The organism is Nonomuraea fuscirosea (assembly GCF_003001935.1).
GTDB lineage: Bacteria > Actinomycetota > Actinomycetes > Streptosporangiales > Streptosporangiaceae > Nonomuraea > Nonomuraea fuscirosea.
Map to the genome: position 1 here is coordinate 212,231 of NZ_PVNG01000005.1, position 23,799 is coordinate 236,029.

General features: G+C 72.4%; 19 protein-coding genes. 11 read left to right on the top strand and 8 right to left on the bottom strand.

Annotated elements, in window-relative coordinates; all coding sequences use genetic code 11:
* Positions 1 to 14: 14 nt before the first annotated feature.
* Entirely contained in the window at positions 15 to 1,454 is a 1,440-nt protein-coding gene (locus B0I32_RS13850; protein WP_219911809.1) for an aldehyde dehydrogenase family protein, read from the top strand.
* Between the two features lie 16 nt (positions 1,455 to 1,470).
* On the opposite strand, the gene B0I32_RS13855 is transcribed toward B0I32_RS13850, so the two are convergent.
* Together B0I32_RS13855 and B0I32_RS13860 are read right to left on the bottom strand one after the other, a co-directional pair.
* Positions 1,471 to 2,664 (bottom strand): RNA-guided endonuclease InsQ/TnpB family protein, encoded by a 1,194-nt coding sequence (locus B0I32_RS13855; RefSeq protein WP_106238702.1) that lies wholly within the window; start codon positions 2,662 to 2,664, stop codon positions 1,471 to 1,473.
* Positions 2,657 to 2,866 (bottom strand): transposase, encoded by a 210-nt coding sequence (locus B0I32_RS13860; RefSeq protein ID WP_181307355.1) that lies wholly within the window; start codon positions 2,864 to 2,866, stop codon positions 2,657 to 2,659. The genes B0I32_RS13855 and B0I32_RS13860 overlap by 8 nt, the downstream gene beginning before the upstream one ends.
* 166 nt (positions 2,867 to 3,032) lie before the next feature.
* Between B0I32_RS13860 and B0I32_RS13865 the strand changes: the two genes are divergently transcribed.
* The 4 genes from B0I32_RS13865 to B0I32_RS13880 all read left to right on the top strand — a co-directional run bounded on the left by B0I32_RS13865 (position 3,033) and on the right by B0I32_RS13880 (position 7,168).
* Entirely contained in the window at positions 3,033 to 3,923 is an 891-nt protein-coding gene (locus B0I32_RS13865) for an aldehyde dehydrogenase family protein (RefSeq protein WP_106238707.1), read from the top strand.
* 169 nt (positions 3,924 to 4,092) lie between these two features.
* Positions 4,093 to 5,034 (top strand): GlxA family transcriptional regulator, encoded by a 942-nt coding sequence (locus B0I32_RS13870; RefSeq protein WP_106238710.1) that lies wholly within the window; start codon positions 4,093 to 4,095, stop codon positions 5,032 to 5,034.
* 45 nt (positions 5,035 to 5,079) lie between these two features.
* A complete protein-coding gene (sigJ, locus tag B0I32_RS13875) occupies positions 5,080 to 5,949 on the top strand; it encodes an RNA polymerase sigma factor SigJ (protein WP_106238712.1) in 870 nt (289 codons plus the stop codon).
* Between the two features lie 70 nt (positions 5,950 to 6,019).
* Positions 6,020 to 7,168 carry an NAD(P)/FAD-dependent oxidoreductase gene (locus tag B0I32_RS13880; RefSeq protein WP_106238714.1) on the top strand — a complete coding sequence of 383 codons (1,149 nt, stop codon included), beginning with the start codon at positions 6,020 to 6,022 and terminating at the stop codon, positions 7,166 to 7,168.
* A gap of 182 nt (positions 7,169 to 7,350) precedes the next feature.
* Here the strand turns inward: B0I32_RS13880 and B0I32_RS13890 are convergent, their stop codons facing one another.
* The gene (locus B0I32_RS13890) at positions 7,351 to 7,854 is read right to left on the bottom strand and encodes a DoxX family protein (RefSeq protein ID WP_106238717.1); all 504 of its coding nucleotides are present in this window, start codon (positions 7,852 to 7,854) and stop codon (positions 7,351 to 7,353) included.
* 324 nt (positions 7,855 to 8,178) lie between these two features.
* Between B0I32_RS13890 and B0I32_RS13895 the strand changes: the two genes are divergently transcribed.
* On the top strand, positions 8,179 to 8,757 hold the full coding sequence (locus B0I32_RS13895; RefSeq protein ID WP_106238720.1) for a dihydrofolate reductase family protein: 579 nt from the start codon (positions 8,179 to 8,181) through the stop codon (positions 8,755 to 8,757).
* A 26-nt stretch (positions 8,758 to 8,783) separates the two neighbouring features.
* On the opposite strand, the gene B0I32_RS13900 is transcribed toward B0I32_RS13895, so the two are convergent.
* Positions 8,784 to 9,674, bottom strand: a complete 891-nt coding sequence (locus B0I32_RS13900; RefSeq protein WP_146178151.1) for a hypothetical protein — start codon at positions 9,672 to 9,674, stop codon at positions 8,784 to 8,786.
* Between the two features lie 123 nt (positions 9,675 to 9,797).
* Between B0I32_RS13900 and B0I32_RS13905 the strand changes: the two genes are divergently transcribed.
* The 4 genes from B0I32_RS13905 (at position 9,798) to B0I32_RS13920 (ending at position 15,460) form a co-directional block, all read left to right on the top strand.
* Complete coding sequence (locus B0I32_RS13905; protein ID WP_281262594.1) at positions 9,798 to 11,345, top strand: serine/threonine-protein kinase; 1,548 nt, start codon at positions 9,798 to 9,800, stop codon at positions 11,343 to 11,345.
* A 4-nt stretch (positions 11,346 to 11,349) separates the two neighbouring features.
* Positions 11,350 to 12,942, top strand: coding sequence for a serine/threonine-protein kinase (locus B0I32_RS13910; RefSeq protein ID WP_106238727.1), 1,593 nt, complete (start codon positions 11,350 to 11,352; stop codon positions 12,940 to 12,942).
* A 3-nt stretch (positions 12,943 to 12,945) separates the two neighbouring features.
* Complete coding sequence (locus tag B0I32_RS13915) at positions 12,946 to 14,637, top strand: serine/threonine-protein kinase (RefSeq protein WP_106238728.1); 1,692 nt, start codon at positions 12,946 to 12,948, stop codon at positions 14,635 to 14,637.
* Positions 14,638 to 14,701: 64 nt separating this feature from the next.
* Complete coding sequence (locus B0I32_RS13920; RefSeq protein WP_106238731.1) at positions 14,702 to 15,460, top strand: hypothetical protein; 759 nt, start codon at positions 14,702 to 14,704, stop codon at positions 15,458 to 15,460.
* Between the two features lie 18 nt (positions 15,461 to 15,478).
* Here B0I32_RS13920 and B0I32_RS13925 read toward each other — a convergent pair whose 3' ends face one another.
* The 4 genes from B0I32_RS13925 to B0I32_RS13940 are packed head-to-tail and all read right to left on the bottom strand — an operon-like array spanning position 15,479 to position 18,970.
* The gene (locus tag B0I32_RS13925; protein ID WP_245955817.1) at positions 15,479 to 16,207 is read right to left on the bottom strand and encodes an AAA family ATPase; all 729 of its coding nucleotides are present in this window, start codon (positions 16,205 to 16,207) and stop codon (positions 15,479 to 15,481) included.
* Positions 16,208 to 16,249: 42 nt separating this feature from the next.
* Positions 16,250 to 17,320: an ABC transporter substrate-binding protein gene (locus tag B0I32_RS13930; protein ID WP_106238736.1), complete on the bottom strand. Its 1,071-nt coding sequence runs from the start codon at positions 17,318 to 17,320 to the stop codon at positions 16,250 to 16,252.
* Positions 17,320 to 18,162, bottom strand: coding sequence for an ABC transporter permease (locus tag B0I32_RS13935; protein ID WP_106238738.1), 843 nt, complete (start codon positions 18,160 to 18,162; stop codon positions 17,320 to 17,322). The genes B0I32_RS13930 and B0I32_RS13935 overlap by 1 nt, the downstream gene beginning before the upstream one ends.
* Complete coding sequence (locus tag B0I32_RS13940) at positions 18,146 to 18,970, bottom strand: ABC transporter ATP-binding protein (RefSeq protein ID WP_106238740.1); 825 nt, start codon at positions 18,968 to 18,970, stop codon at positions 18,146 to 18,148. The genes B0I32_RS13935 and B0I32_RS13940 overlap by 17 nt, the downstream gene beginning before the upstream one ends.
* Before the next feature lie 745 nt (positions 18,971 to 19,715).
* On the opposite strand from B0I32_RS13940, the gene B0I32_RS13950 reads away from it, so the two are divergent.
* On the top strand, positions 19,716 to 23,723 hold the full coding sequence (locus B0I32_RS13950; protein ID WP_106238742.1) for a S8 family serine peptidase: 4,008 nt from the start codon (positions 19,716 to 19,718) through the stop codon (positions 23,721 to 23,723).
* Positions 23,724 to 23,799: the final 76 nt, after the last annotated feature.

Below are 23,799 nucleotides of genomic sequence, written 5' to 3' on the forward strand. Positions count from 1 at the left end.
GGAGAGGCGTGGAGATCTTCGAGTACGCGCCGGCGCCGGAGTCACGTTCGATCGTGTCCATCCGGCCGTCGTACGACCTGTTCATCGACGGGGAGTTCGTCGAGGCGAAGAACGACGAGCGCATCGTCACCGTCAACCCGGCCGACGAGGAACCCCTCGCCGAGGTGGCCGCCGCCGGCGAGGCCGACGTGGAGCGGGCGTTCACCGCGGCGCGGCGGGCGTACGAGCACGTGTGGTCCCGCCTGCCGGGCGCCGAACGCGGCAAGTACCTGTTCCGCATCGCCCGCGTCATCCAGGAACGCGCCCGCGAGCTGGCCGTGCTGGAGTCGCTGGACAACGGCAAGCCGATCAAGGAGACGAGGGACGTCGACCTGCCCCTGGTCGCGGCCCACTTCTTCTACTACGCCGGCTGGGCGGACAAGCTGGCCCACGCCGGGCTCGGCGGTGCCCGGCCGCTGGGCGTGGCCGCGCAGGTCATCCCGTGGAACTTCCCGCTGCTGATGCTGGCCTGGAAGGTCGCGCCCGCGCTGGCCACCGGGAACACGGTCGTGCTCAAGCCGGCCGAGACCACGCCGCTGACGGCGCTGGCCTTCGCCGAGATCTGCCAGGAGGCGGAGCTGCCGCCCGGCGTGGTCAACATCGTGACCGGCGCCGGCGACACCGGCCGGGCCGTGGTCTCCCACCCGGACGCCGACAAGGTCGCCTTCACCGGCTCGACCGAGGTGGGCCGGCAGATCGCCCGCGCCGTGGCGGGCACGGACAAGCGGCTCACCCTCGAACTGGGCGGCAAGGGCGCCAACATCGTCTACGACGACGCCGCCCTCGACCAGGCCGTGGAGGGGATCGTCACCGGCATCTTCTTCAACCAGGGCCACGTGTGCTGCGCCGGGTCGCGGTTGCTGGTGCAGGAGTCGATTCAGGAGGAGCTGCTGGCGCGGCTGCGGGCCAGGATCGAGCTGCTGCGGCTCGGCGATCCGCTGGACAAGAACACCGACATCGGGGCGATCAACTCGGCCGCCCAGCTGGCCAGGATCCGCGAGCTGTCCGCCGCCGGGCAGGCCGAGGGTGCCACGGGCTGGTCGCCGGTCTGCCCGCTGCCCGAGCGCGGCTACTGGTTCCCGCCGACCGTGTTCACCGGTGTCACGCAGGCGCACCGGATCGCCCGCGAGGAGATCTTCGGTCCTGTGCTGTCGGTGCTCACCTTCCGTACGCCGGAGGAGGCCGTGGCCAAGGCGAACAACACGCCGTACGGGCTGTCGGCGGGGGTGTGGACGGAGAAGGGCTCGCTGATGCTCTGGACCGCCGCCCGGCTGCGGGCCGGGGTGGTGTGGTCCAACACGTTCAACGTGTTCGACCCCACCAGCCCGTTCGGCGGTTACAAGGAGTCGGGGTACGGCCGCGAGGGCGGGCTGATCGGGTTGGAGGCTTACGTCAGTGACTCCTCCGCCCCCTGAAGGAGGCGGCTTCTCGCTAAGCCGCTTGCGCAGATGCACGAAGGGCAAGCCCTGCCCTCAAGATGTTGATCGCCGCGTTCACGTCGGCGTGCGCCTCATGCCCGCACCGCTGACACCGGAACCCGGCTTGGCTGACGCGGTTCTCCTTCGCACAGTGACCACACTGGGCGCACGTGCGGGAGGTGTTGGCAGGGTTCACCGCGATCACTTCTCGACCGGCGCTTTCAGCCTTGTGCGCGAGGACCGTCAGGAACACCCCCCAACCCGCGTCGAGAATCGAACGGTTCAGGCCGGACTTGGCCGACCCGCCATTGCACAGATAGCCACCCTCACCGTCCGGCTTGGGCGCTGCCCGCTTGGTCATGTTCGCGACCTGAAGCGCCTCGTGAGCGATGAGGTCGTAGTCGCGGACCAGCGCGTTCGCGGCCTTGTGCGCCCCGTCGAGCCGTTGACGCCGCACCTTGGCGAGCAGGACGGCGACGCGGGCGACGGCCTTACGCCGCCGCTTGCCGCCTCGCTTCTTGCGGGCCAGATCCCGCTGAGCCATCGCGAGACGATCGGCGATCGCTGCGAGGTGGCGCGGACTGGCGATATGCGTGCCGTCCGAGGTGGTGACGAGCGAGGCCACGCCCATGTCCACGCCTGCCACCGCTCCGGTGGCGGGCAGGGTCTCCGCGGGCACGTCATCACACGAAAGGACGACATACCAGCGCGATCCCTCCCGCTTCACGCTGATCGTCTTCACCGTGCCCTTGACGGGACGGTGCCGGTGAACACGGACGTGGCCGATGCCGAGCAGGTAGACCCGGGTGACCGGGTCGTGCGGCTGAGAGTCCCACGCCGCGCCGTTCTTCAGCGCGGGCCACTCGATCGTGTCGAACCATCTCCTGCCCTTGAAGCGCGGATATCCAGGCGCCTGTCCTGCCTTGACACGGCGGAAGAACGCCTGGAACGCCTTGTCGAGGCGGCGGAGGGTCTGCTGCTGCGAACCCGCCGACCAGCGCCCCTGCCCGTCCGGGTCAGCCTTGCGGATCTCTTTCAACTCGGCCGACTGGTCGCCGTACCGGATCGTCACGCCCGCCTTGCAGTAGGCGGTGCGGCGGTGCTCAAGGGCGGCGTTGTACAGGTCGCGGTGGTCGTAGAGACAGGCGGTGAGGGCGATCTCCTGGCGGCGGGTGGGGCGCAGCAGGAACTTGAACGACCTACGCACGGCCGCTCCCCTTGGGGGCGGGCCCGTCCTGGGTCTCGATGGAGCGCTGCACCGTCTCGGCGGACACCGCGCCAACCGTGGCCACGAAGTACGACCGCGACCACAGTGTGGGCAGTTGGGAGCTCAGAAGCGGGCGGCGGTACTTCGGGCACCACACCACGTGGTAGCCGAGGTTGTACGCCGCACCAGGGGAAGTGCGCACCTGACCAATCACACGATCATTACAACAGCGTCATCTATCTAACGTGCGATGAACGGAGATCTCTGATGCGCAGACCTGACAGGTCAATACACGCTCGAGCCTTGACGGCCCTCCCGCTCCCGATTCCCCCGTCGCCTGAAGACGACGGTCCCCTCAGGAGGATCTGATGGCTGAGCTGACCTCGACGGGCGAGACGGCGGCGGCGCGGGTCGGCGTGCGCAGGACGTACAAGCTCTACATCGGTGGCGCGTTCCCGCGCTCGGAATCAGGGAGGTCGTATCCCGTGACGTCCGCGGCCGGAGATCACCTCGCCAACGCGGCCCTGGCCTCCCGCAAGGACGTGCGGGACGCCGTCGTGGCGGCGCGGAAGGCGTTCCCCGGCTGGTCGGGGCGGACCGCGTACAACCGGGGTCAGATCCTCTACCGGATCGCCGAGATGATGGAGGGGCGGCGGGACCAGTTCGCGGCCGAGGTGGCCGCGGCCGAGGGCGTGAAAGCGGGGCGGGCGCAGGCGCTGGTCTCGGCGGCGGTGGACCGCTGGGTCTACTACGCCGGGTGGGCCGACAAGATCGGTCAGGTGCTCGGCGGCGCGAACCCGGTGTCCGGCCCCTACTTCAACGTGTCGGATCCCGAGCCGACCGGCGTCGTGGGCGTGCTGGCCCCGGCCGGATCGTCGCTGCTCGGGCTCGTGTCCGTGCTCGCGCCGGTGATCACCTCGGGCAACACGGCCGTCCTGGTGGCGGGCGAGCGCGTCCCGCTGCCGGCCGTGACGCTGGCCGAGGCGCTGGCCACCTCCGACCTGCCGGCCGGCGTGGCGAACATCCTGACCGGCCGGGTCGCCGAGCTGGCCCCGCCGCTGGCCGGGCACGCCGACGTGAACGCCCTGGACCTGACCGGCGCCGGCGCGCTCGCGGCCGAGCTGGAGGAGCTGGCGGCCGGCACGCTCAAGCGGGTGCTGCGGCCGGGCCGGGACGACTGGGCCGACGCCGATCCCGGGCTGGCGCGGATCCGCCCCTTCCTGGAGGTCAAGACGGTCTGGCACCCGATCGGCCGCTGAATCCCGGCCTGGCGCCGAAGGCGGCTGAGCACCTGGCCTGGCGGTCAACGACCGGGCACCCGGCCTGGCGCTGAAGGCGGCTGTCAACGGAAACCCGCCAGGCCCGTCCGGCCAGGTCACGGCCAGGGGCGGGCGCGGGACCGGCGGTGCGCGGAGGTAGGTTCGCGCCATGCACACCGTCGCGGTCCTCGCGCTCGACCAGGTGATCCCGTTCGACCTGTCCACCCCGATCGAGGCCTTCAGCCGGGCGCGGCTGCCCGGCGGCCGGCCCGGCTACCGGATCCGGGTGTGCGCGCAGCGGCCGGAGATCGACGCCGGGGCGTTCACGCTGCGCGCGCCCTGGGGCCTGGACGGGCTCAAGGGCGCGGACACGATCATCGTGCCGGGCACCGCGACGCCGTTCGCGCCGCTGCCCGGCGCCGTCCGCGACGCGCTGCGCGCGGCCGCCGCGGCCGGCACCCGGATGGCCTCCATCTGCTCAGGCGCGTTCCCCCTGGCCGCGACCGGGCTGCTGGACGGCCTGCGGGTGACCACCCACTGGATCCTGGCCGACCGGCTGGCCGCCGGCCACCCCCGGCTCGAGGTCGCCCCCGACGTCCTGTACGTCGACAACGGCCAGTTCCTCACCTCGGCCGGCGCCGCCGCCGGGCTGGACCTGTGCCTGCACCTGATCCGCCGCGACTACGGCTCGGCCGTGGCCGCCGACGCCGCCCGGCTGTCCGTGATGCCGCTGGAACGCGAGGGCGGGCAGGCCCAGTTCATCGCGCACGACCACCAGGTCACGCCCCGGGGCGCCGAGCTGGAGCCGCTGCTCGTCTGGCTCCAGGACAACCTCGCCCGCACGCTCACCCTCGACGACATCTCCGCCCAGGCCGGGATGAGCACCCGTACGCTGATCCGCCGCTTCCGCGAGCAGACCGGCACGACCCCGCTGCGGTGGCTGCACCGCGCCCGCGTCCGGCAGGCCCAGCACCTGCTGGAGACCACCCGTCATCCCGTCGAGCGCATCGGCGCGCAGGTCGGCTTCGGCTCGCCGACCGCCTTCCGCGACCGCTTCAAGAAGACGACCGGCGTCAGCCCCAACGCCTACCGGCGGGCCTTCGGCTCATGAGACCCGAGTTGACGTGCTCCGGGGTCCGGGCGCAGGGTGAGCCTCGTGCAGGATGGTGACGCCGCCCGGCTGGCGGACTTCGAGGCCCACCGCGCCCACCTGTGGGGGGTGGCGTACCGGATCATGGGCACCCGCGCCGACGCCGACGACGCGCTCCAGGAGGCGTGGCTGCGCTGGCAGCGGGCGACTCCGGGTGCCGTCGAGGACGTGCGCGCCTATCTGACCACGACCGTGAGCCGGATCTGCTACGACGCGCTCACCTCCGCCCGGGCCCGGCGCGAGTCGTACGTCGGGGAGTGGCTGCCCGAGCCGGTGGTGCGGGAACCGGGCCCGGAGGACCGGGCCACCATGGACGAATCGGTCAGCCTGGCGCTGCTGGCCGTGCTGGAGCGGCTGTCGGCGGCCGAGCGGACCGCGTTCGTGCTGCACGACGTGTTCGCGGTGCCGTTCGACGAGATCGCCCGCGTGCTCGGGCGCAGCGACGACGCGGTGCGGCAGCTCGCCTCGCGGGCCCGCGGCCGGGTGCGCGAGTACGCGCCGCGCCGCACGGGTGACCGGGTGGCCCACCGCAAGGCGGTGGCGGCGTTCGCCGCCGCCGCGACCACCGGCGATCTGAGCGGGCTGGTCGCGGTGCTCGATCCCGACGTGGTGTGGCGGGCCGACGGCGGCGGCGTGGTCGGCGCGGCGCTGGTGCCCGTGGTGGGCGCGCAGCGGGTGGCCCGGCTGGTGCGCGGCCTGGTCGAACGCTGGTACGCGGGCATGACCTCCGAGTTCACCGAGGTCAACGACGCTCCCGGCGTGGTGGTCAGGAACGCGGACGGCACCGTGGACTCCGTGCTGGCCTTCACCGTCGCCGACGGCCGTATCACCGAGGTGTGTCACGTGCGGAACCCGGCCAAGCTCACCGGCGTGTGACCCGACTCACGCTCACGTTCTCCTCCGCCGTGCCGTCTGTCCCGCAGATGGAATTCTCAAGGAGGCGGACATGGACATCCTGGTCATCGGAGCGGGCTACGCGGGCCTCACCACGGCGCTGCGGCTGGACCGTACCCACCGGATCACGCTGATCAGCGCGGACTCGTCCTTCCGGCAGCGGATCAGGCTGCACGAGCTGGCGGCGGGACGGCCGAGCGTGACGATCCCGCTGGCCGAGCTGACCGCGGGCACCGGCATCGCCACGGTCCAGGCACGGGTGAGCGGCATCGATCCGCAGGCGCGGCGGGTGCGCACGGACGACGGGCGGGTCTTCCCGTACGACACGCTCGTGTACGCCCTGGGCAGCGGGACCGACGTGAGCGCCCCCGGCGTCGCCGAACACGCCTACACCGCCGAGAGGGCCGGTGAGCTGCGCGCCCGGCTCGAAGCGGGCAGTGGCGAGGTGGCCGTGGTCGGCGGCGGGCTGACCGGCGTCGAGATGGCCGCGGAGCTGGCCGAGCGCCATCCGTCCTGGCGGGTGTCGCTGGTCACCGGCGGCGAGCCGGGGGCCGGGCTGTCGGAGAAGGGCCGGCGGCATCTGGCCCGCACCTTCGCCAGGCTCGGCGTCCGCACGCACGCGGGGACGCGGGCGACGGGAGCGGGACCCGGCGTGCTCAGGACGGATCGGGGCGACCTGGCGGCCGACGTGGTGGTCTGGGCCGCGTCGTTCGTGGTGCCGCCGCTGGCCGCAGAGGCGGGGCTGGCCGTGGACCCGCGCGGGCGGGCCCTGGTGGACGAGACGCTGCGGTCGGTGTCGCATCCCGAGGTGTACGTCGTCGGCGACGCGGCGGCCGTTCGGGTGCCCGGCGGGGCGTCCCGGATGTCGTGCGCGGCCGGGATGCCGATCGCGGCGCACGCGGCCGACGTCGTCAACGCCAGGGCCGCCGGTCGCGCCGCGCGGCCGTTCCGGTTCCGGTACCTGATCCAGTGCGTCAGCCTGGGGCGGCGCGACGGCCTGATCCAGTTCGTCAGGAGCGACGACTCGCCGGTGGAGTTCGTCCTGCGCGGCCGGGTGGCCGCCTGGGTGAAGGAGCTGGTGTGCCGGTTCACGGTCGGGTCGCTGCGGCTGGAGCGCCGCCGTCCCGGCAGCTACCTCTGGCCCAAGGGCTCCGCGCGCCCGTCGTCCGCACCGGTCAGCGCGTCCAGCTCGGCGGCGTAGAGCAGCACGGTGGCTGTGGAACGCGCTGCCCGACCGCCGCCGGGCCCGCTTCTCCAACATCCGGGCCGGGCGGGCCCTGGCGAAGGACCGGTTCCGCGCCGACCTCACCCAGGTCTTCGCGGCGGTCGAACGCGGCGGCGCTCCCCGGACCGGATCCGGAAGGCGCCGCCGCGTCCGGCCGGCTAGGCCGCCGCCCGCTCGCGGAGCTCGTGAACCCGCTCCAGGGGCTCGCGGACCGGGACCAGGCGGGCGCCGAGCGCGCGGGCCGCGATCACCATGGCCGCGGCGGCCAGGACGATGTCCTTGAAGATGTACTGCGCCTCCAGCGTCGGCGCGCCGGGGAACAGATCGGTGAAGAAGAGCGCGTACGGGGCGAAGAACCCGGCCAGCGCGCCGGTCATCACCACGAGGCCGGTCTTGAGCAGCTTGCCGGTCACCAGCGTGAGGCCGATGAAGACCTCCATGGCGGCGATCACGGCCTGCGCCGCGTAGCCCGACAGCAGGCCCAGGGACAACTTCTCCAGCGTGGCCACGGACAGCGCCTCCGCCGGGCTGACTCCTGGGAAGAATTTCAGCGTGCCGAAGGCCACGAAGACCAGCCCGAGGCTGACCCGCAGGACGTCGATGCTGTGCCGGCTCAGCCAGGCGGCCAGTCTGGAGATCATGGTGTCGATGGTGGCGGTCATCCCGGGCTCCCTCGTCGAGGTCGTCGATTTCGTCTGCGTTCAGCGTCGCGAAACCGGCGCCGGGGAACGTCAGGCCCAGGGAGGCAACCGGGATACGTCTTCGCACGTACGCGATGGCCCGCCCGTACCACCCCAGGCCTCGGGAATCACCCCTAGGGGAGTCCTTTCGCCGCCTTTCCCGCCGCCCGGAGCCGCCTTCCCGGCGCCCGGCGAGATTCTCCTGAGATTCGTCGCGCCGGATGTCGATCCGGCGTTCCGCCGTTCGACGCCCTGGTGAAAGCGCAACACGGGCGGGGACACCCCGCGGACGTCAAGGAGACGCGAATGAGCACGGTGATCATGCACAACGTCGTTTCGGTCGACGGTTTCATCGCCGACCGGAAGGACGAGGTCGGCCCGCTGTTCGACTGGTACTTCAACGGCGACGTCGCACTCGTCGAAGGCGGCCCGATGAAGGTCTCGCGGGCCTCGGCCGACTACGTCCGGCCGATCTGGGCGGGCGTCGGGTCGATGGTGATCGGGCGGCGGCTGTTCGACCTCACCAACGGCTGGGAGGGCAGGCCGGCGACGGGTGAGCACGTGGTCGTCGTGTCGCACCGGCCCAGGCCGGAGGGATGGCACCCGGAGGCGCCGTACCACTTCGTCGCCGACGTGGCGCAGGCCGTGGCCAAGGCCGCGGAGCTGGCCGGTGAGCGCACCGTCGCCGTGGCGGCCGGCGACATCGGCGGCCAGGCGCTGGCGCTCGGGCTGGTGGACGAGGTCGCGATGGACGTCGTGCCCGTTGTCCTCGGCTCGGGCCGGCGCTACTTCGGGTCGATCGACGCCCAGCACCTGCTGGAGGATCCGCACGCGGTGGTCCAGGGCGACCGGGTGCTGCACCTGCGCTACCGCGTCCGCCGCTGAATCCCCTGTCGGCGGCTTCGCCCGGATCAGCCGTTCAGGCCCTTGACGACCTCCTTGGCGATCTCCTCCACGCCCTTGAGCATCTCCGCCTCGGGCACCGGGCGGCTGTTCTCGTCGGACAGGATCTCGCGGCCCTTGTTGTCGGCGCCGGTGAACCTGATGTCGACCGTGACGTTCCCCCGCACGACGTAGATCCAGGCGGTCGAGGTGCGTCTGACGGTGTGCTCGCTGTAGATCATGTACGCCGAGTCGCCCAGCCCGGAAACCTCCTTGATCTCCCCATATTTCGTGTTGTAGGGATCTTCGCGCGTCTGGCCGGAGAAGTCGCGCATCGAGTCCCACATGAAGTCGGCGTCCTCCAGGGCGTTGTCATGATCCTGGAAGGCGTTGACCTTGACGTTGATCGACCGCGACAGGTTGTAGCCGCCGACCATGTGGTAACCCTTCTGGTCCCAGCGGCAGTCCTTCCGCTTGGCGCCGTAGCCGTCCTTGGCGACGCCGGGCGCCGACGAGCTCTTGGGCGCCAGCCGCGAGGTCAGGCTCTCCGGCAGCAGGTCGCACACCTCGGGCACGTCCGCGACCGGCGCGAAGGTGGAGGTGGCGGTCGCGGAAGGGGACGCCTCGGGGGTCTCCTCAGAGGTCTCCTCGGGGGCGGCGGACGAGGGCTCGAGCGACGGCCTCGCGGACGGCCCTTCGGAAGGCGGGGAGACGGGAAGCTCCACCTCGGGGGGAGGCTGCGCGACGGGCGTGCCGGAGCCCGCGTCACGGGTGGCGAGGACCGTGCCGCCGATCAGCGCCACCACCGCGGCCGCGGACATGATGCCCACCGCCCAGCCCGGCGGCTTCGACGTCGCCGGCCGGGTGCTGCCCCCGTCCGGCCAGTACGACGCGGGAGGCACGGGAGGTCCAGTGGTCATCTTCGCTCCGAAGGGTCGGTCGTCAGAGGGATTGGGGCGAAATATAGCGAAGTGAAAGGGGGTCTCAATACTGTTGCCATTGTGCCTGGACTTCCTCAAGAGAGAATCGCCTCCCGTTACCGCGTGCTCGGAGCACTCGGTCAAGGAGGCATGGGAACCATCTGGCACGCCCACGACGAACTCCTCGACCGCGAGGTCGCGATCAAGGAAGTGCGGCTCCCCGACTCGCTCTCCCCCGCCGAGCGGGAGGAGGCGCTGCAACGCTCGATCCGCGAGGCGATGGCCGCGGCCCAGCTCCGCCATCCGGAGATCATCAAGATCCACGACGTGCTGACCCACAACGGCATGCCCTGGATCGTCATGGAGTTGCTGAAGGGCCGCGACCTCAAGGACGCGGTGGCCGCCGAGGGTCCCTGGGCCCCGCAGCGGGTGGCGGCGCTCGGGCTGCGGGTGCTGGACGCGCTGTCCACCGCGCACGCCCACGGCATCCAGCACCGTGACGTGAAGCCGGCCAACGTGTTCCTGTCCGACGACGGGAGGGTGGTGCTGACCGACTTCGGCATCGCCCGGCTGGAGGACCTGGCCACGATCACCGAGTCCGGCCTGCTCATCGGCTCGCCCGGATACATCGCTCCCGAACGGCTGCGCGGCGAGCGCGGCGGCCCGGCCTCCGACCTGTGGTCGCTGGCCGCCACCCTGTACTCGGCCGTCGAGGGGCAGGCCCCCTACGTCGGCACCTCCCCCATGGCCGTGCTGCGCGACGCGCTCACCCTGCCGCCCCGGCCGCCGGTCCGGGCCGGGAGCCTCGGGCCGGTGCTCATGCACATGCTGGCGCGCGAGCCGCACGAACGTCCCGATCCGCGTTCGGCGGCGTACCTGCTGCAACGGGTGGCGGAGGGCCAGGAGCCGATGGCGCCGCTGCCCGCGCCCCCGCGGAAGAGCGGGCGCCGGCCGCTCATCATCGGAGTGGCGGCGACCGCGGCGGCCGCGGTCGTCACGGTGGCGGCCGTGGCCGGCACCACGCTGCTCAAGCCGGAGCCGACCCCGCGGCCGTCCACGCCGGAGACCGCCGCGCCGCCCGCCACCTCCGCCCCGTCCACCCCCGAGCCGTCGGAGCCGGCCACCGCGAAGCCCACCGTGGCGGAGGCGAAGTTCGAGGTCCCGGTGAGCCCGTGTACGCTCCTGACGCCGACCCAGGTGCGGCGGCTGGTCCCGGCCGCGCCGGCCAAGGGCAAGCAGAGGGACGAGGGCTGCGAGTGGACGACGCGCGGCAAGGGCGTCGCGGTGGTTCCGCTGCGCCCGGAGCCGCTGGAGAGCGCCTGGGGCCGCAGCGTGGACGAGGCGTCGGAGAAGTTCGTCAACACGCTCAACGTGGCCGAGTCGGGGGCCGAGCTCTCCTGGAACTGGCCGGGCATCGGCCTGGACAAGCTGATCACCCAGAAGCGCAGGTCGTACGAGGAGGTCAACGGGATCGGGGACGAGGCGTTCAGCTACGAGCTGGTCAACCCGAAGGGCCAGGTGGAGCGGCACGACGTCGTCTTCCGGATGAGCAACGTCGTTATGGAGATCAAGTACATCGACGCCGGGAAGATCGGCGACGATGAGGCCATGCGCAAAGGCGCGCGTGACGCCGCCCGATGGATCGCGGCGGCGCTAGGACGCCAGGAGTGATGCGATGAACCAGCCACGACTCGTGGGCGGGCGCTACCAGCTGCTCGCGCCCATCGGCCGCGGCGGGATGGGTGTGGTGTGGCGGGCCCTCGACACCGGGATCGGGCGCGAGGTGGCGATCAAGCAGGTGCACCTGCCGCCGAACCTGTCGCCCGACGACCAGGCGCGGCTGCGCATGCGCACCCTGCACGAGGCACGGACGGCCGCCGAGGTCAGGCACCCGGCCGTGGTCGCGATCCACGACGTGGTCGAGGACGGGGGTGAGCCGTGGATCGTGATGGAGCTGGTCGACGGGCGCTCCCTCGACCAGGTGGTGAAGTCGGGCGGGCCGATGTCGCCGGAGTGGGCCGCCTCGATCGGCCTGTTCGTGCTGTCGGCCCTGGCCGCCGCGCACGCGCGCGGCCTGCTGCACCGTGACGTCAAGCCGGGCAACGTGCTGCTGGCCGACGACGGCCGCATCCTGCTGTCCGACTTCGGCATCGCCACGCGGACCGGCGGCGGGCCGCAGGGCGGCGCGCCCATGGGCACGCCCGGGTTCACCGCTCCCGAGACGCTCACCGAGGAGCCGGGCCGGGCCGCCGGGCCCGCCTCCGACCTGTGGTCGCTCGGGGCGACGCTCTACACGGCCGTCGAGGGCGTGCCGCCCTTCGCGCGTCCGACCGCCATGGCCACGCACGGCGCGGTGATGACCGAGCCGCCCAGGCCGCCGCAGCGGGCCGGCGCCCTCACGCCCGTGCTCATGCGGCTGCTGGAGAAGAACCCGATGCAGCGCCCCGACACGGTGGCGCTCAGGGAGTCGCTGCAGCACCTCACCGGCCGCACCGCCGCCACCGTCCCGTCGGCGCTCCCGGCGTCCTGGACGCTGCCCCGGATCCCGGTGTACGGCTCCGCGGCGGCCGTGACCGTCGCCTTCGTCGCGGCCCTGGCGATCATCCTGGCCACCTCGTCCGGGCCCGCCGCACCGGCCACCACGCCGGTCGCCGCCCCGACCGTCACGGCGAAGACCGAGCGGCCCACGCCCGCCGCGACGCCGACCGGCACCTCCGCACCGTCCGCCACCCCGGCGCCCACCGGCTCGCCGGTCGCGCGTACCCCCGGCAAGTTCACCGCGGTCCCGAGGCCGTGCCAGCTGCTCACCCGGCAGCAGGCCACCGAGCTGGTGGGCCGGTACGTGACCTCCAGCACCGAGCCCAGCGTCAGGTGCGGCTGGGGCGCGCTGCGCGACAGCGGCGACCTCGCCATCTACGCCACCTTCTACCTGTACGCCCAGCAGGGCGACGGTTACGAGACCAAGCTCGCCGAGGAGCACGTGCAGGGCGCCAAGGCGAAGGCCGAGTCGGAGGCGGGCCGGGGCGGCAGCGGCGCCAAGCACGGCGAGGTCTTCGAGATCCCCGACGCCGGTGACCAGGCGGTCGCCTGGGAGGTGCAGGAGACGACGTTCAGCTCCAAGAGGGTCACGGTCTACTCGGTGTTCAGCACCGGCAACATCGTGGGCGAGGTCCGCTACACCCGTGACGTCAAGGAGGACCCCACGCTGCGGCAGAAGATCCCGAAGGCGATCAAGTACCTCGCCGAGAACCTCGACGCCAAGGGCTGACGCATGCACGTAGTCGCCGGGCGTTACCACCTGGTCGCACCGCTGGGGGCGGGCGGCGCCGGCACGGTCTGGCGGGCGCAGGACGCGGTGCTGCGCCGCGAGGTCGCGGTCAAGCAGGTACGCCTGCCCTCCGACCCGGCCCGCAGGGACAAGGCGCTCGCGGACACCCTGCGCGAGGCCCGCGCCGCCGCCGCGCTGAACCATCCCGCGATCATCACCGTGCACGACGTCATCGCCGAGCAGGGGCAGCCGTGGATCGTCATGGACCTGCTCGCGGGCCGGTCGCTGGCCGACCTGATCAAGGAGTCCGGCCGGCTCCCCGCCGGGCAGGTGGCCACCATCGGGCTGCGGGTGCTCGACGCGCTCGACGCGGCGCACCGGCGCGGGATCCTGCACCGTGACGTGAAGCCCGGCAACGTGATCATCACGGACGCGGGCGAGGCCATCCTCACCGACTTCGGCATCGCCGCCCAGATCGACCCGCAGATCGACCCCCGGACCGGCCCCGGGCACGGCCCGCAGGCCGATCCGCGGAGCGGCGCGTGGACCGGCGGCGGCCCCGGCGCCGCCTCGGCGCTCGCTGCGGCCGAGCAGTCGGGCACGCCCGGGTATATCGCGCCGGAACGGCTGCGCGGCGAGCCCACGGGCCCGGCCTCCGACCACTGGTCGCTGGCCGCCACCCTGTACACGGCGGTGGAGGGGCAGAGCCCGTTCCGGCGCGACACCCCCATGGCGATGGTGGCGGCGGTGCTCACCCAGCCCCCGCTGCCCGCCGTGCACGCGGGGCCGATCGGCGGCCTGCTCATGGCGCTGCTGGACAAGAACCCGGCCGCGCGCCCGCCGCTCTCCGTGATCAAGGACGTGCTCGGCCCGATCGCGGCCCCCCTGCCCACCCGCCGCCCGGTCGGGGGCTCCGTCACCCCCGCCAGGCCACCCACCGACCCCTCCACCGGCGTCGCCACGATGCCGGTGACCCGGAGCAGGAGCAGGCTGCCCCTGGTGCTGGCCGCTCTGACGGCCGCCACCGCCGTCACGGTGAGCGTGGTGCTCCTGGTCAACGCCGCCAACGGGACGACCCCGCCCCCGGAGACCCGCCCGATCGCCCAGCCGTCGAACGGGCCCTCGAACGAGCCGTCCAGTGGACCGCCCTCCAGCCCGCCACCGAGTCCCACGGCCGGCACGACCGCGTCCCCGCGCGCACCGGGCGACGGCAAGTTCGCCACCGCGCCCAGCGCGTGCGGCCTGGTGCCGGAGGACCAGGCCGCGAAGATCATTCCCGGCCTGGCCAAGCGGCAGTCCGGGATGGACCCCGCCGAGTGCGGCTGGAACGGCGGGGAGGACGTGATCACGGTCAAGGTCACCCGCTCGGCCACGGTGGCGGCGGCACGCAAGGTCTTCGGCGGCAGGAAGGAAGCTCAGGCCTCCAAGACGGGCAGCAGCGGCGGTTCGACCTACCAGGCCGTACGCGATCTCCCCGGCGTCGGGGACGGCGCCTTCGGCCAGAACTGGTACGCGACGACGTTCACCCAGACCCACAGCATCGTGTGGCTGCGGGTCAGCAACGTGGTCGTGCAGATCGACGCGGCCACGTTCGGCGAGTCCAAGCCCCAGGCCAAGCACCAGAACTGGGCGCTCAAGCTCGCCGGAGCGGCGGCGGACACCCTCAGGAACACCTCGCCCCAGGACACCGGCTGATGCGGGCAGCAGTTCCCCCAGACTCGCGGAGAGGAGACGTGGCGGCCGCCCCGCCACGAACGAGATGAACGACTACCCGAACACGGCTCCCACCAAGCGGCCCGGTCTCCGGATGACGCCCGGCCTGCTCAGCGGGGCGATGGCGGTGCTCGTGCTGATGGTGTTCACCATCGTCTTCCTGGCCACCAGGCAGCCGCCGCCCGCGCCCGTCATCACGCAGGTCTCCGCGCGGACGTCCCGGCCCACGGAGAAGGCCACGGAGCCCGGCACGCCGCCGCCGGCCTCGCCCACCGAGCAGCCTTCGACCAGCGAGCCGGTGCCGACGGGGGAGGCGAAGTTCACCAAGGAGGTCGATCCGTGCAAGCTCGTCGGTGAGGACCTGCGGGTCAAGCTCGTGCTCTTCCCCAAGGAGACGAAGATCTACAAGGAGGAGTGCGAGTGGGGGACGCTGCCCAGGTTCGGCGCCGGGATCCCGGACAACATGTACCACAAGCTGAAGGTGTACACGAAGGTGTTCACCGGCGGTGTGGCCGAGGCGCATGAGCAGTTCGTCGCCCGCAGGGGCGAGGCCGCACTGATCCCCAAGGGCTACACCAAGCCCGACCCGATCGTCGGGGACGACTCCTTCGTCACCGGGTGGACCCTGCCGGGCGACACGGGCAAGGGACCGACGACGGCGGTCGTGGGGGTCCGCGTGAGCAACGCGGTGATCGAGGTGACGTACGACCGCCGCGTCACCGAGGACCCGGAGGGCAGGCTGACCCGGGGCGCGATGGAGGTGGCCAAGGCCGTCGCCGACAAGCTCAGCTCCGGCGCGGGGTGAACGAGGCCGTGGTCGTCGTCAGTCCTCTTCGAGCACGTACCGCAGGTAGAGGTCCGGCTTGGTGAGAAAGCGCCGCCAGTCGTCGACCAGCTGGAGTGACTCCCACTCGGTGCGCTGGACGCCGTGGTCGCCCAGTTCGACGATCTGCGCTCCCGGCAGGCCGGCCAGGATCGGCGAGTGCGTCGCGCAGATGATCTGCCCGCCTTCGCCGGCGACCTGGTGCATGAGGGCGAGCAGGCGAAGGCAGGACCGGAACGACAGGGCCGCTTCGGGTTCGTCCAGCAGATAGAGCCCCGGCCCTGACACCATGCGGTCGAGGACCGTGAAGAACCCTTCGCCGTGCGACTGCTCCGTGAGGTCGTCCTCCCAGAACCCCTTCATGCCGGACACGTGCTGTCCCAGGGTGAACAGCGTCTCAGCCCGGAAGAAGAAGCCCCGCCGCCCGCGCCGGGGACCGCGCAGCAGGCGAAGACCTGTCGTGGTGAGTTCGACGTCCAGCGCCTCCCCGAGCGGAGAGGGCATCCCCGTGGAGGCGTATTTCGTCCCCGCCTTGCCGCCCTCGGAGTTGATGTCGCACGCGTCGGCGATGGCCTCCACCAAGGTGGACTTCCCCGATCCGTTCTCCCCCACCAGGAACGTCACCCGCTCGGTGAAGGTCAGCCCTTGCGACTCAAGATGGCGAACCACGGGGAGGGCGGCGCACCAGTCGGTCGGGGGCCGGGACAGTTCGAGCCGCGTCAAAAGCACGTCCACCACCTTTCCACGACATCGAGAAGTTTGTCCGCAGGACTACGAGCCGTTCTCCTTCTTGACCGTGTCGAAGACGATGTCGCGCCAGTCGGCCGGGGTCTTCTTGATCACGCCGACCTCCTTCATGAAGGCGCTGAGCTTGAGTACGCCGTGCGGCGCCGTGGTGAACTCGATGCCGGTGTAGGTCAGGTACTCCTGGTACTTCTCCGGCGCGATCTCGCCCTTCTCCGCCTCCGAGAGGATCTCGGCGGCCTCGGCGGGTGACGCGGTGATGAGCTCGTTGGCGCGGGTGACGTTCTTGTGGAAGGAGGCGAGCACGTCGGGGTTGGCCGCCGCGTACTCCTCGCTGGTCACCACCGCGTTGAAGCCGTGCGGGCCGAAGAGCTCGTAGCTGTCGACCAGTTTGCGCGCCCCCTGCTCCACGGCCTGGAACTGGAACGGCGGCGAGGTGTAGGCGCCCGCCAGTTGCCCGGCGACCAGGGCCTGCAGCGCCTCCGGGTGGGCCATGGCCACGATGTTCTTGTCCAGCGCGTGCGCGTCGCCGAGTTGCTGCTGGGCCGCGCGCTGCAACATCACCGACTGGATCGAGCCGGGCGAGACGGCGGCGATCTGGTCGGCCGGGCCGAAGTCCTTCAGGCTGCGGAACTTCGGGTCCTTGGCCACCAGCCACAGCGGCATGTCGTTCAGCGAGCAGACGACCTTCCAGGGGACGCCCGCGTCCCAGCCGATGAGGTAGGGGCCGTAGCCGCTGACCCCGAGCTGGAGGCTGCCCGAGACGATCCCGTCCCTGGTCGCGGCGCCGCCGCTGACGGTCTTCCAGTTGATCGTCCGGCCGGGGAGGTCCTGCTCCAGCCAGCCCTTGGCCTGGATGATGATCAGCGCGGCGTAGCTGATGCCCGAGCCCTGGGAGATGTTGATCTCGCCGCCGGAGCCGCCCGAGCCGCCCGACCCACCGGAGCCGCCCGGCCCGCCCGAACCCCCGCCGCCGCACGCGGCGGTCAGTGCCAGCAGGCCGGCGCCGGTCACGCCGAGGCGCAGCGCGTCCCTGCGGCTGTACGAGCACCGCCCGGCGGGGGCGAGGCGGTCCCCGGCGGCGCGGGAGAGTGTCATCACGTTCCTTCCTTCATGCCCCACCGGGTCACCGTGTGCCGTTCGACCAGACTGAAGACCAGGTCGAGGGCGATGCCGATGAGAGCGATCGTCACCAGGCCGGCGAACACGTCGGGCGTGCGCGCGTAGTAGCGGGCGTTGTTGATGAAGAAGCCGAGCCCGCCGTCGGTCCCGGCGGTGCCGAAGACCAGCTCGGCGGCGATGATCGTGCGCCAGCCGAACGCCCAGCCGGTCCTCAGGCCGGAGATGGCGTGCGGCAGCGCGGCGGGCATCATCACGTCACGGGTCAGCCGCCAGCCGCGCAGGCCCAGGTTGCGGCCGACCATGAGGAGGGTGGCGGGCGTGGTGCGCAGGCCCATGCTGACGTTGACGGTCATCGGCCACAGGACGGCGTTGGCCGTGACGAAGATCAGCGCCGTGTCGGTCAGCCCGAACCAGAGCATCGCGAGCGGCAGGATGGCCACCGACGGCAGCGGGTTGATCATGGAGGACACCAGTTGCAGCGCGTCGTTCCCGATCGTGGTGGTGGCGGCCAGCACGGTGAGCAGCACCGTCAGCACGATGCCGATGGCCATGCCGGTGCCCAGCAGGCGCAGGGTGGTCAGGGTGGAGACGGCCATCTCGCCGTCGGCCCAGCCGCCGGCCCAGGCCACGGCCACGTCCCAGGGTCCGGCGAAGACGAACGGGCTCACCCCGGACAGGGACGCGTACGCCTGCCAGATCCCGATCAGGACGACGAGGATGATCGCGCGCCGCGACCAGGCAGGCAGGCGCGTCCACGAGCCGGCCGTAGCGGGCCCCGCCGCGCGCGCGACCGCGGGGGCGCTATTCGAAGACGGCACCGTCGAGGTCCTCCCCTTCCTCGGCGAGCAGCGCGCGGAGCCGCTGCCGGGCCTCGGCGAAGCCGGGCGCGTCGGAGCCGTCCAGGCCGGACACGTCCACGATCTCCCTGACCCGCGAAGGACGGCCGCCGAGCACGACCACCCGGTCCCCGAGCAGCACCGCCTCGTCGATGCTGTGCGTGACGAACAGCAGCGCCACCCGGGTGCGCGTGACGATGTCGGCCAGCTCGCGCTGCAGCCGTCCGCGCGCCTGGGCGTCCAGGGCGCCGAAGGGCTCGTCCATGAGCAGCATCAGCGGGTCGATCGCGAGCGCCCGCGCGATGGCGACCCGCTGCTTCATCCCGCCGGACAGCTGGTGCGGATAGCTGTCGAGGACGTCGTGCAGGCCCATGAGCTCCAGGAATTCGACGGCCCTGCGCCGCGCCCCGGCCCGGTCGGAGCCGGTCACCTTGAGCGGGTGACTGACGTTGCCGAGGATGGTGCGCCACGGGAACAGCTGGTCGAACTCCTGGAACACGAACGCCCGGTCGGGGCCGGGCTCCGGCGCGTCCCTGCCCCGCAGGACGACGCGGCCCGACGTGGGACGCAGGAACCCGCCGACGGCCTTGAGGATGGTCGACTTGCCCGACCCCGAGGGGCCGAGCAGCATGACCTTCTCCCCGTACGCCACCTCGAAGGTCGCCTCCTCGACGGCGGGCACGTGCCGGCCCTGCCGCTGGTAGCCGATCGCCACCTGGTCGACGAGCAGCAGCGGGCCGTCGGAGGGCGGGTCGTCGCGCGGGGTGGCGACCGTCGTTGCGGATGTCACGGCAGGTCCCTTTCGGAGCGTCCACGCAGCAATTGGAGGGTAATCCTACAGACAATGTAGGAAATATACGACACGTGGAGGTGCGCCCGCCGGGAAGCAGCGGCGGCGTGATGTTGAAGCCGTCCGCCGCGCCGCCCAGGAACCACTCCTGGAGCTGGTCGGCCATCTGCTCGGGCGTCCCCGCGAAGACCCGGTGCCCACGCCCGCCCGGGCAGCGGCCCGTCCAGGTGCTCCTCGGTCAGCTCAATGCCGGTCATGCGGGAGAGCTGGGCCAGCCCGTACGCGGGGATCAGCAGCTCTTCGAGCCCCTTCTCCAGGGCGTGCGCCTCCCGCTCGGTCGAGCCGATGATCGGTGGGGCGGCCCTGGCGTAGCGGGTCGCGTGCGCGGGACGTTCGACGCCGAAGTCGCGCGGCTCGGCCTCGCCGGTGGAGGTGGCGGGTCAGCGGTTCGAGCCCGCGGAGCGTGTAGTGCCGCACGTCGCCGGAGAGCGCCACGCCGTCGGCCAGGAAGACCGCGTCGAGCTTGCCGCGCTCGGCGATCCTGGCCGGCTCCAGGTGACGAGCGGTTATGTGTTTCCTACCAAATTTGCATGAAATACTTTTCGGTGTGTCGTGTTCATGACATGGCAGGATTTCGCCGTACCGAAAACCTTGAATCGGACAGGGTCGCTGGGCCAGGCTGCTCGACGGCGTTCACGGCGCCGTCGAAAGCGATGGCCGGGCGCCTGTGTGCTTGGAGGCCCCGGTGCGGCGCAACCCCCCTTCCACCCGGCTGCGCCGTGGCGCGTTCGTCCTGCTCGGCGTGCTGCTGGCGCTGACAGGAGCGGTCGTTCCCGCTCAGGCGGAACCCCCTGGACCGCTGCCGCCCGACCTGTCGGCGCGGCTGACCGCCGACGGCGGCGCCACCGACTTCTGGGTGGAGTTCAAGGAGCAGGCCACGCTGAAGTCGGCGGCCGCGATCAAGGACTGGTCGGCACGCGGCGAGGCCGTGCTGCGGGAGCTGCGCTCGACCGCCGAGTCCAGCCAGGCGCGGGCCCTCGGCCTGGTGCGGGCCGCGGGCGCCGAGGCCACGTCCCTCTACATCGACAACTCCCTGTACGTACGCGGCGGCTCCGCCGAACTGGCCACGAAACTGGCCGACGATCCCGCGGTCGAGCGGGTCCGGGTGCCGCGCACGTACACGCTGCCCCGGCCCACCCCGGGCGAGCGGGTCGCCGCGAGCGGCCCGGTGGAGTGGGGCGTCAGCGCCATCCACGCCGACCAGGTGTGGAGCGAGTACAAGAGCACCGGCCAGGGCATCGTGGTCGGCAACATCGACTCCGGAGTGGACTACACCCATCCCGCGCTGGCCGGCTCGTATCGGGGCGCGAACGGCGACGGCGGCTTCACCCACGACTACAACTGGTACGACCCCACCGCGCTCTGCGCCGAGGCCGCGCCGTGCGACAACTTCGGCCACGGCACCCACACCATGGGCACGATGACCGGCGGCGAGGGCATCGGCGTCGCGCCCGGCGCCCGCTGGATCGCGGCCAAGGGCTGCCGCGACTACCAGTGCGGCGAGCTGACGCTGGCGCTGTCGGCGCAGTGGATGCTCGCCCCGACCAAGGCCGACGGCTCCGACCCCGACCCGGCCCGGCGGCCCGACATCCTCAACAACTCCTGGTCGTCGGGGACCGGGAACCCCTGGTACCAGGACTACGTGCGCCAGTGGGTCGCGGCGGGCATCTTCCCCGTCTTCGCGGCCGGCAACGACGGGCCCGCGTGCGGGACCCAGCACTCGCCGGGCGAGTACCCGGAGTCGTACGCCGTCGGAGCCGTCGACCAGGACGGGAACGTGGCCGGCTTCTCCTCGCGCGGCGAGGCGGGCCTGTCCGACAGCAAGCCCGACATCGCCGCGCCCGGCCAGAACGTGCGGTCGAGCATGCCCGGCGGCGGCTACCAGGTGCAGCAGGGCACGTCCATGGCCGCGCCGCACGTCAGCGGCGCCGTGGCACTGCTCTGGTCGGCCGCGCCCGCCCTCGTCGGTGACGTCGCCGCGACCCGGGCGATCCTCGGCGGCACCGCCCGCGACCACGCCGACACCACCTGCGGCGGCACCGCCGGCGACAACAACGTCTACGGCGAGGGCATGCTGGACGTCTACCGCGCCGTCGGCGCCGCCCCCCGCACCGGCACGGGCGTGCTGACCGGCCAGGTCACCGACCAAAGCACCGGCGAGCCGGTCGCCGGCGCCCGCGTCACCGCCACCGGGCCGCGCGTGCTCGACACCATCACCGGCGCGGACGGCGTCTACCTGCTGCACCTGGACGAGGGCGACTACGACGTCGCCCTGTCGCTCTTCGGCTACGACGCCGCGAAGCTCGGCGGCGTGCGGGTGACCGGGGACGAGAGCACGACCAAGGACGTCGCGCTGTCCCCGACGCCGACGAAGAAGGTGACCGTGCGGGTCGCGGACGGCTCGGGTCACGGCTGGCCGCTCTACGCGGAGCTCTCCGTCGAGGGCGCTCCGGCCACCTGGTTCACGGCTCCGGGCGACGGGCGGGCGCGCCTGGACCTGCCGGTGGGCGGCACGTACGAGGTCACCGCCACTCCGCGCTACCCCGGCTACCGGCCGGTCACGGCGCAGGTCTCCGGAACCACGCTCGAACTCAAGGCGGAGATCGACCCCGCGGCCTGCTCGGCGCCCGGCTACGCCACCGACGGTGGCACGTGCGCGCCGGTGGCGGGCGGGCTCGTGTACGGCAACGTGACCGACGCGAACACCCGCGAGCCGGTCGACGGCGCGACCGTCACCCCTGACGGCGGAGCCGGCCACGACACCGCCGCCACGCCCGACGACCCGGCGCTGGCGGACGGCTTCTACTGGGCGTTCGCGCCCATGCCGCGGGCGGGCCGGCGGGTCCTCACCGCCGTCCAGCGCGGTTACCAGAGCGCCACCGTCCCGCTGCGGTCCGGGGCCGACCAGGTGTCCAGGGCCGACTTCGCGCTCAAGGCGGGGCGACTGTCGGTGAGCACGGACGAGGTGACGGAGCGGGCCCAGCTCGGGGGGCGGGCGAAGGCCCGGGTGACCCTCACCAACCGGGGGTCGGCGCCGCTGACGTACGACCTCGCCGGGGCGAAGGGCAGCGCGTTGGCCCAGGCGCAGGGTCAGGGCACGCCCGCGACCCGCATCGAAACACCCGGCCTCACCCCCGCCGCCCGCACCCCCGCCGGCCGCACCCCGGCCACCGGCCCTGAGAACGGCCCTGAGAACGGCGCTGAGAACGGCGCAACACCCGAACCCGCTGCCACCGCCACGGACGGTGGCACCCGGGCGGCGGACGGTGGGACGCCTGCGGCGGATGGTGGGACGCCTGCGGCGGATGGTGGGACGCCTGCGGCGGATGGTGGGACGCCTGCGGCGGTGCCTTGGACGGATATATCCAACTATCCGACCACGATCAGGGACAACGCCGTCGGGTACCACGACGGCCGCGTCTACTCCTTCGGCGGCTCCCTGCGCGGCGAGGGCGGCACCCCCGCCTCCTACGTCTACGACCCGGCCGCCAAGACCTGGACCCGGCTGGCCGACATGCCGGACGCCAGGCAGAAGCCCGCCTCGGCGTTCGTGGACGGCAAGTTCTACGTGGTCACCGGCTGGGGTCAGGACGGCACGCCCGCCGCCCGTACCCTCGTCTACGACCCGGAGGCCGACACCTGGAGCACCGGCGCGGACAACCCGCACCCGTGGGGCGCGGTCGGATCCGCCGTGCTCAACGGCAAGATCTACACGGTCGGCGGATGCACGGGCGAGTGCCAGAGCGCGACCGACCAGGTCACCGTGTACGACGTGGCGAGCGACACCTTCACCGAGGCGGCCCCCTACCCCGAGCCGATCTCGTGGGCAGCCTGTGGCGGCATCGACGGGAAGGTCCACTGCGCGGGCGGCCTGGCGGCGGGCCCGCACGGCACCACGCACGCCTACGCGTACGACCCGGCGCGCGATGCCTGGTCCAAGTCCGCCGACCTGCCGATCGACCTGTGGGCCAGCGGCTACGCCGTGGCCGGCGGCCGGCTCGTGGTGGCGGGCGGCGTGACGAACGGCGGCAGCGCGCTGACCAACGAGGCGTTCGCGTACGACCCGGACGCCGACGCCTGGACGGCGCTGCCGAACTCCCGCAACGCCCTCTACCGCGGCGCCGCCGCCTGCGGCCTGTACAAGATCGGCGGCGCGAACGGGCCGCGCGTGACCCCGTTCGGCGAGGTCCTGCCCACCCTGGACGCCTGCGACCCGGCGGGCACGGCCGCGCCCTGGCTGAACGCGGACCCCGGGCACGGCACCCTCGCGCCCGGCCGCAGCGTCCGCGTCACCCTCACGCTCGACGCCCGCGAGATCGCCGAGCCCAGGACGTACGAGGCACGGCTGACCGTCAACGAGGACACCCCGTATCCGGCGCCGGCCATCGACGTGACCCTCAAGGTGGACGCGCCCTGGCACTGGGCCCGGCTGTCCGGTGAGGTGAGCTCGAAGGCGTGCGACGGGAAGGCGGGCCCGCTGCCGGGCGCGACAGTGACGCTGCGGCGCGGCCGCGACACGTGGACGGCGACCACCGACGCGCAGGGCCGTTACTCCCTGTGGCTGCCGGGCGGCCTGGGGAAGCAGGAGGTCAAGGTGAGCGCCGACGGCCACAAGCCGGCCTCGTTCAACGTCCGCCTGCTCCCGCACACGCAGATCCGCCACGACACCACCCTGCCCCGCACGGCCTGCTGACCCCGACCTGGCGCAACGCTGGAAGGCCCCGCCACAACAGGGCCTTCCAGCACCCGGCCGGCACGTGCACCCCGAC

Bases quoted from the DNA above. Each gene is read 5' to 3' on its own strand.
- B0I32_RS13865 (WP_106238707.1), top strand. From the start codon at position 3,033: ATGGCTGAGCTGACCTCGACGGGCGAGACGGCGGCGGCGCGGGTCGGC.
- B0I32_RS13870 (WP_106238710.1), top strand. From the start codon at position 4,093: ATGCACACCGTCGCGGTCCTCGCGCTCGACCAGGTGATCCCGTTCGAC.
- B0I32_RS13880 (WP_106238714.1), top strand. From the start codon at position 6,020: ATGGACATCCTGGTCATCGGAGCGGGCTACGCGGGCCTCACCACGGCG.
- B0I32_RS13890 (WP_106238717.1), bottom strand. From the start codon at position 7,854: ATGACCGCCACCATCGACACCATGATCTCCAGACTGGCCGCCTGGCTG.
- B0I32_RS13895 (WP_106238720.1), top strand. From the start codon at position 8,179: ATGAGCACGGTGATCATGCACAACGTCGTTTCGGTCGACGGTTTCATC.
- B0I32_RS13900 (WP_146178151.1), bottom strand. From the start codon at position 9,674: ATGACCACTGGACCTCCCGTGCCTCCCGCGTCGTACTGGCCGGACGGG.
- B0I32_RS13910 (WP_106238727.1), top strand. From the start codon at position 11,350: ATGAACCAGCCACGACTCGTGGGCGGGCGCTACCAGCTGCTCGCGCCC.
- B0I32_RS13915 (WP_106238728.1), top strand. From the start codon at position 12,946: ATGCACGTAGTCGCCGGGCGTTACCACCTGGTCGCACCGCTGGGGGCG.
- B0I32_RS13920 (WP_106238731.1), top strand. From the start codon at position 14,702: ATGAACGACTACCCGAACACGGCTCCCACCAAGCGGCCCGGTCTCCGG.
- B0I32_RS13930 (WP_106238736.1), bottom strand. From the start codon at position 17,320: ATGACACTCTCCCGCGCCGCCGGGGACCGCCTCGCCCCCGCCGGGCGG.